5 protein-coding genes are annotated in these 7,373 nt (G+C 43.2%); 2 read left to right on the forward strand and 3 right to left on the reverse strand.

Features of this window, described 5'->3' with window-relative positions:
• Positions 1-8 precede the first annotated feature (8 nt).
• From ACESM0_RS02595 to ACESM0_RS02605, 3 genes are all read right to left on the reverse strand, one after another.
• The gene (locus ACESM0_RS02595) at positions 9-791 is read right to left on the reverse strand and encodes a hypothetical protein (RefSeq protein ID WP_372903351.1); all 783 of its coding nucleotides are present in this window, start codon (positions 789-791) and stop codon (positions 9-11) included.
• 368 nt (positions 792-1,159) lie between these two features.
• Positions 1,160-3,523 carry a S9 family peptidase gene (locus ACESM0_RS02600; RefSeq protein ID WP_372903353.1) on the reverse strand — a complete coding sequence of 788 codons (2,364 nt, stop codon included), beginning with the start codon at positions 3,521-3,523 and terminating at the stop codon, positions 1,160-1,162.
• Between the two features lie 174 nt (positions 3,524-3,697).
• Positions 3,698-4,855, reverse strand: a complete 1,158-nt coding sequence (locus ACESM0_RS02605; RefSeq protein ID WP_372903355.1) for a 5-(carboxyamino)imidazole ribonucleotide synthase — start codon at positions 4,853-4,855, stop codon at positions 3,698-3,700.
• Between the two features lie 216 nt (positions 4,856-5,071).
• Here ACESM0_RS02605 and prfA point away from each other — a divergent pair, with 216 nt between their 5' ends.
• Entirely contained in the window at positions 5,072-6,151 is a 1,080-nt protein-coding gene (prfA, locus tag ACESM0_RS02610) for a peptide chain release factor 1 (RefSeq protein ID WP_372903357.1), read from the forward strand.
• Between the two features lie 9 nt (positions 6,152-6,160).
• A complete protein-coding gene (locus ACESM0_RS02615; protein ID WP_372903359.1) occupies positions 6,161-6,820 on the forward strand; it encodes an inorganic pyrophosphatase in 660 nt (219 codons plus the stop codon).
• Positions 6,821-7,373: the final 553 nt, after the last annotated feature.

The following is a 7,373-nucleotide window of genomic DNA, read 5'->3' on the forward strand; positions in this document are numbered from 1 at the left end:
AGAGTGAACTACTTTCTGAACTCTGCTTTAAAATAGGTGTAATAAAGTTCTGTTTGACCTTCAAAGCCCGAACGTGTACCAAATATAAGCCAGGCTTCACCATTTTCATTGGTTGTAACCGTGCTGTGACTCAGCCCGGAAGAGACTTCCTTAATTTCGAACTCGTCTCCATCTTCACATTCGCGGCTGTTTGCAATATTTCCCATGATTGCATTCTGGTACCACTCCTGAGAGTCACCCATATACTGAATATTCAGAAGATAGTATCCGTCATCTCCTTCATTCTCAATGATTGGCTCAGGCCGAATTTCGGATGCATCTGCAATGACTTTAACTGCTTCTCCTGGTGCTCCGCCTACTCCCGCACAACCGGATGGTTCCTCGGTGGCAAAACGTACCGTAAAACGAACGCTGTATGTTGTATTTGGATCGAGCCCATCTATTTGATTTCTAAGAAGCATTTTTACATTATCGCTTCGGTTTAGTGCCGTTATGTAGTAACCATTCTCCGAACTGTTTAATGGTTCAGGAAGTGATTTTATGCCATTGTCGAACTCCATATTCTTTTCGTCGCCAACCGGGTAACCGGTATAAAGTGATTCCCAATCTGCTCTTTCACTTCTGAAATCTGTTTCAAAAATAGTTGCCTCTTGATCACTGTCGGTCAGGTCACAGCCAGTGATAAGTAGAAGAGTAGCTATCAGACCCAATATGGTTAGGTATGAAAATTGAAATGTTTGATTGGTGCTGTTGTTGTCTTTTTTGAAAATAGATAAAGTGTTGTACAACATTTTGTTAAGGGGATTTGTGATTCAACTTACACTTCACTATTCCAATACGAAATGAGATCGGAATTGTTATACAATTATGAGCAGATTCCTCGATCCAACTACCATATTTAAGCCTGATACAATAGCAAATGTTACACGATGGAATTGGATCAGGGAAAGCTCATTACTTAATGATGGGAGTGAAGTGCAATTCGGTTTCCTTCAGGGTCTTCAAGCAATTCCATGAAACCGAGACCGGGAGAAATCTCTGTATTTTCCTGAAGAATCTTTCCGCCGGTTCTTCCTCGATAGTTTTTGTAATCTGATCAAAAAAAATGCCCTGCAGAGAATATCTAACAGGGCATTATTTATTTCGTAAAATATGATATTTAGTTCTGACCGAATTCGAACTCTTTAGGCGGATCGGTATTCTTGAGATGCTTCACAAAGTAATCCCATCGCTTTCTCATCATAAACGGTTCGCTGTAATAACCATGGCCACGATTTGGCAGCATGATCATATCAAAGTCTTTGTTGGCTTCGATTAATGCGTCTACTACGATCAATGTATTATATGGCGGAACGTTACTGTCGAGGGTGCCATGGGTAATCAGTAGCTTTCCTCTCAGATTTTCAGCTAAAAGAGGATTCGACTGATTATCGTAATTGGTTCCGTCTTCGGTCTCTTCGAGCAGTCCCTGCCATTTTTCGCCCCAGGCATCGGTGTAGTTTCGGTTATCGTGATTTCCTGCACCCGACACCGCTACTTTATAAAAGTCAGGATAGGTCAGTATTGCACTCGTTGATGCAAATCCACCGCCCGAATGGCCATAAATACCCACTCTGTCGATGTCTATGTAAGAGTGGCGTTCTGCGAGCTGTTCAATCATTGCGATTTGATCAGGAACTCCGTTATCTCCCATATTGCCGTAGTAGAAATCATGAAACTCCTTGGATCGTCCCGGAGTACCCTGCGCGTCAACTTCCACAACAATAAACCCAAGTTCTGCCATGGCTTGTTTATCAGAACGGGACGCCCTGAATGAACGGCTTCCAACACTGCCGCTCTGTGGACCCGGATAGAGATAGTTCAACACCGGATAGGATTTTGATTCGTCCAGATTGGTTGGGGTATATATCAATCCGTAAAGATCAGTTACACCATCACGGGCTTTCACGGAAAATGGGGTTGGAGCCTTCCAGCCATGCTCTTCCAGTTCGGTAATATCTGCTTCAGCCAGTTCCATCAATTCGTTACCGTCGAGATCACGAACTACGGTTACCGGTGGAGTATCAGGAGTGGAGTAAGTATCGACCAGCATCCCGGCTTCAACATTCAGGTCTACATCGTGATTTGCAATTCCGGGAGTTAGAAGTGAAAGTCCACTGCCATCAAAATTGATTTTGTAGAGGTATTGGAAATATGGGTCTCCTTCCTCATGAACCGAACCAATGAAATAGATGACTCGATTTTGCTCATCAATGTGAGAAACTTCCCGCACATTCCAGTCACCGGATGAAATTTGATTTTTCAGCCTACCGCTGTTTGCGTCATACAGGTATAGATGTCCCCAGTTATCTCGCTGAGACCACCATATAAATTCGTTTGAATCCTTGAGATATCTCCAGCTAATGGAGTTAATACCCGATTCAAAAAAGGTGTCCTGTCTTTCATCCAGCACGGAAGTGACTTCTCCGGTGTTTGCATCAGCTATTTGAAGGTGAGCTTCTTTGTGATCGCGAGATACAGAGACAAAGGCTAGTGATTCGCTGTCGCTGCTCCACTCGGTATCCAGCAATGAACCGTCGCGGCCTGCAATATGATCGGTAATGGTAGATCGCTGATAATCGGGCTCCATATCCAGACGAACAAGTTCAGGCTCTTCACCATCCAGATTGATGACCACGCGTTCTACCATAAAGATGTGTTTATCACCGGGAAGCGGGTATTTCCACTGTTGAAGTTCTCCATGGCCAATGGCTGTGGAAACCAGGTTCATCTCTTTCGTATTACGTGCATCCTGTTGGAATGTAGCTATTCGTTTTGAGTCGGGAGACCAAATCATAACCGGGGCATCCCGCTTGGTCCACCCGGCATTGTTGGTTGCGTAGCCGTAATCTTTTTCCCCGTCGAAAGTGAGTTGTGTTTCACTACCGGAGGCGAGATCCCGCATCCAGAGGTTGTAATCGCGGATAAAAGCTACTTTTGAGCCATCGGGAGAGAGTGACTCAGTAAATCGACTATACTGGTTTTGCACATCTGACGATTCGCAGTTTAATCCATCAATATCACATGAAAAGAGATTTCCGTTTGCCATAAAATTGATCTTGGAACCATTTTCAGAAAAACTAAAATCACGGAAAGGCAAGTCGAGGGCATCAATTGTATTCTCTGTTAACCTGGAAAGTGTTTGAGCAAGAGCTTCGTGATTAAATGCCTTGTCTATCTCACCGGTTGGAGGATCAGCAACCATAAATTCTGCACCGCCGGGCACGGTTTGTCGGTATGTGATTCGGCCATCATCCTGCCAGTTCATGTTTGAGGTTGTGTTATAAACCAATGAGTTGGTGTGCTGACCCAGTAAGGACTCTGCACGTTTATAATCTTCTTCGGTTAACCTTTCAATGGAATCTTCCTGCTGAGTTTCCTGAATTGCAGGCTGGGTATTCGCACACCCGGAAGCGAGCCAAAAAAATCCCGCAATCAGAATAAAACTTTTAAGTGTTAGAGAATTGGTAAGCATCGTTTTCATATTTGGCGGTTTATTGTGATTGATCAATTTTTGAAATATATAGAATCAGACTGTATTTAAAAGTAAAAGCTTCTTATTCTGATCGAGTTGAATCGGTAATTTTCATAACTAACTGACTGAAGTAATTTCATGCCCATCAAATTACATCAATCTGGGGTGCTCTCAGTGAACCGTTTAAATTTCAATTCCAGCGGTGAGCTTTCTGGCTCGTTCAAAAGTCTGATCCATATCTTCTCCGAGAAGTGTATAGTGTGACATTTTTCGTCCCGGTTTGCTTTCTAGTTTTCCGTAGGAGTGAAGGTGTCCATCGGGCTCGGCAACAGCTTCCTCGGCATTTTCCACTACAGCGTTGCGTTTATGTTTACCCAGTAGGTTAATCATCACAACAGCCGGTTTTCGAAGTTCGGTACTTCCAAGCGGAAGATCACAAACAGCGCGCACATGACTCTCGAATTGGGAGGTAATGGCTCCTTCAATTGTATAATGGCCCGAATTGTGTGGGCGCGGGGCAGATTCATTCATCAGTAACTCCCTATCTTTGGTTAGAAAAAATTCATAGGCAAAAATACCTTTTCCATTAATTGCTTCGGTAGCGGCTATGGCCAACTGCTGAGCTCTTTGGCGAACTTTTTCACCGACCTGGGCAGGTGATTTAACAGCTACATTAATATGGTTTTCCTGCACTGTTTCGCAGCATGGATAGACAACGTGACCTGTTTTGTTTCTGGCCACCTGAACGGCCAGTTCGTGTGTAAAATCTACAAATGCCTCAGCGATGATATCGCGCCCGTCATTTCCGCCAAGTTTATCAAAAGCGGTGAAGGCTTCTTCCGAACTCTTTACAGTTTCATTTCCATAACCGTCATACCCGCCTTTCGAGGATTTGAGCAGATATGGCCATCCATATTTTTCTCCAAAAGATATGAGATCATCTTTGCTTTTGATTAATGAGTAAGGTGTGACCGGGATGCCGGCATTTTTAAACGTCTGTTTCTCAATCAGCTTATTTTCGATAAGCGCAAAACTGTCAGGTGAAGGATAGATGGGGGTCCCGGATTGTTCCTGCACAGCTTTCAGGATTTCTGAATCTATAAATTCATTTTCGAGGGTTATCAAGTCGCACGTTTTGGCAAATTCAACCATGGCATCCACATCATCGAAAGAACCGGAAAAAGAGTAAGGGGTCATAAACTGAACAGGTTCATTTTCCGCCCGATCAGAATAAACGGCTACCTGCATTCCAAGTTCAAATATTTTGAGTGATGACATCCGTGCAAGCTGCCCGGCGCCTAAAAATCCGATTTTAAACGTTGTGCTGAGTGGTTTTTTCATAATTACGTCTGAAATAGTGAGGTTTTTAATCCGTGGAGCGTAAGGTAGTAAATGATAGAATAAATTTTGCAGACAATACCCCGGTAAACGGCAGATGTTCGATGTGTTGTTGTAAGATGTTGTTCTTTTAAATATGAGTTCAACGAATTGAATTAATAAGTTCGAATAAAGGCTATAATTCAATATCTTTACGCTCTATTAAAAACAAGGTTTTGAATGGATTTAGAAGATAAATTACACCAGATCAAAGAGCGGTACGATGAGATTAATCAGGCCATGGCAGATCCCGCCATTTATGATCGTCCCTCTGAATATGCTGAACTCACCAAAGAACATACCCAGCTAAAAGAATTGGTTGAGGATTTCGATCGATGGAAAGAGATTCACAATCTCCTTGAAGGCAATAAGGAACTGATTGAAGCCAATGAAGATGCAGAGATCACGGAAATTGCCAAGGAAGAAAATAAAGAGTTAAAAACCGAGCTTGAGGAGCTGGAAGAGGCGATCAAGTATAAACTCATTCCTAAAGATCCGGATGACTCAAAAAATTGTATTGTAGAAGTTCGTGCCGGAGCAGGAGGTGATGAAGCGGCTATCTTTGCCGGCGATCTTTTTGATATGTACCGACGATATGCCGACTCTCAAGGTTGGAAATTAAACTTGCTCTCCATCACGGAAAGTGAAAAGGGTGGCTATAAGGAGATTGTATATGAGCTTTCCGGAACGGAGGTTTATGGGAAAATGAAGTATGAAAGCGGTGTTCACCGTGTTCAGCGAGTACCTGAAACAGAATCTCAGGGCCGTGTGCATACTTCAGCGGCTACGGTTGCCGTTTTGCCTGAGGTGAACGACGATGTCCAAATTAAACTGGATATGAAAGAGATTCGTGTAGATACATTCCGATCGAGTGGTGCCGGTGGTCAGCATGTGAATAAAACCGACTCGGCAATTCGATTAACTCACGAGCCTTCGGGTGTTGTGGTTGAGTGTCAGCAAGAGCGCTCACAGCATCAAAACAAAGAGAAAGCATTAGTTATGCTTAAGACCAAGCTGTACGATATGGAGATGGAGAAGATCCGCTCTGAGCGTGCAGCCGACAGAAAAAGCCAGGTTTCTACAGGGGACCGAAGTGCGAAAATTCGAACGTACAACTATCCTCAGGGGCGATGTACGGATCATCGAATTAATCTGACCCTTTACAATCTTGATGATATCATGAAGGGCGATATTGATGATATTATTAATGCACTTCGTCTGGAAGACAACCTGGAAAAACTGAATGCAATCATGGAGTAAATCACTGATATGCATTTAGCAAATCAATCAAATAGAAAAGAAAAAATTAGGAACAACGTGAATTTCCCAAACCCTTTTTATCGATGGCGCCCGCATCCATGGCACGGCCTGGAAGTTGGTGAAGAATCACCGAAAGTAGTGAACGCCTTTATTGAGGTAACCTCCTTTGATGCAATTAAATACGAAGTTGACAAACTAACCGGATATATGCGTGTGGATCGCCCGCAACGCAGTTCATCCATGCCTCCTTCACTCTATGGATTTATTCCAAGAACGTATTGTGGTGAGCGCATTGGTGGACTTTCAGAACACACCGAAAAAGGAGATGGTGATCCGCTTGATATTTGCGTACTGAGTGAGCGTCCCATTGACAGGGCTGAGGTTATTCTAACTGCTCGTGTTATTGGAGGACTCCATATGATTGATAACGGTGAAGCGGATGATAAGATAATCTCTGTTTTAGACAACGATCGTTACTATACAGATGTAAAAGATGTGTCTGATCTGCCTGAAGTAATAGTGGAGCGTTTGCGTCACTACTTTGGCACTTATAAGCTGATTCCCGGAAAAGACTCTGATGTTTTTGTAGATCGAGTGTATGACCGTGAATATGCCGAAAAAGTGATTGAAGCCTCCATGGCCGATTACCAGGATATGTTTGGCGAGTAGGTTGATTGTAGAACGGGTCGGCAGACCCGTTCATAATTTCTTTTAGTCAAGACAAGGTATCTTTATGGTTATGCGGTGACTAAATTTGATGTAATCTTAGTTAGGAGCTGTATTTTCCTATCGGATACTAACAGAGATACCATGTCTAATGCAACGGTCATGAATAACCGGCTCGTATATGATGCCCATCAGTTGATGGGCATTTTTGTTTGTTGGAATGGTGTGGAAAAAAATTGAGGATACGGCTTCGAGGCATTCCGGATTGTTGTTAAAGCATTAGTGTATTTCAAAAATTGTCTCAGGATGAAAAACCCTGTCAGGGGTGATCAAATAATAGCCCGGGGTTTTAACCCCGGGAAATCGAGACAAGATAAAATCTCCGCCGAACAGAGGGCGTGGTTTGTAAGTGAGAAGCTATGTTGAGGCGGTTTGAGGAAATCGCATTACAACGGGTCAGGTAATCCGTTGGACAATGTGCCCTGAATTAAATACCGGCCATAAATGACCGGCTCGTATGTAATGCCCATCGTATGATGGGCATTTTTTGTTTGTT

It is taken from the genome of Rhodohalobacter sp. (assembly GCF_041686455.1).
Taxonomy (GTDB): domain Bacteria; phylum Bacteroidota; class Rhodothermia; order Balneolales; family Balneolaceae; genus Rhodohalobacter.

Excerpts from the sequence above, each read along its gene's own strand:
- ACESM0_RS02595 (WP_372903351.1), bottom strand. The coding sequence starts at position 791 with ATGTTGTACAACACTTTATCTATTTTCAAAAAAGACAACAACAGCACC.
- ACESM0_RS02600 (WP_372903353.1), bottom strand. The coding sequence starts at position 3,523 with ATGAAAACGATGCTTACCAATTCTCTAACACTTAAAAGTTTTATTCTG.
- ACESM0_RS02605 (WP_372903355.1), bottom strand. The coding sequence starts at position 4,855 with ATGAAAAAACCACTCAGCACAACGTTTAAAATCGGATTTTTAGGCGCC.
- prfA (WP_372903357.1), top strand. The coding sequence starts at position 5,072 with ATGGATTTAGAAGATAAATTACACCAGATCAAAGAGCGGTACGATGAG.
- ACESM0_RS02615 (WP_372903359.1), top strand. The coding sequence starts at position 6,161 with ATGCATTTAGCAAATCAATCAAATAGAAAAGAAAAAATTAGGAACAAC.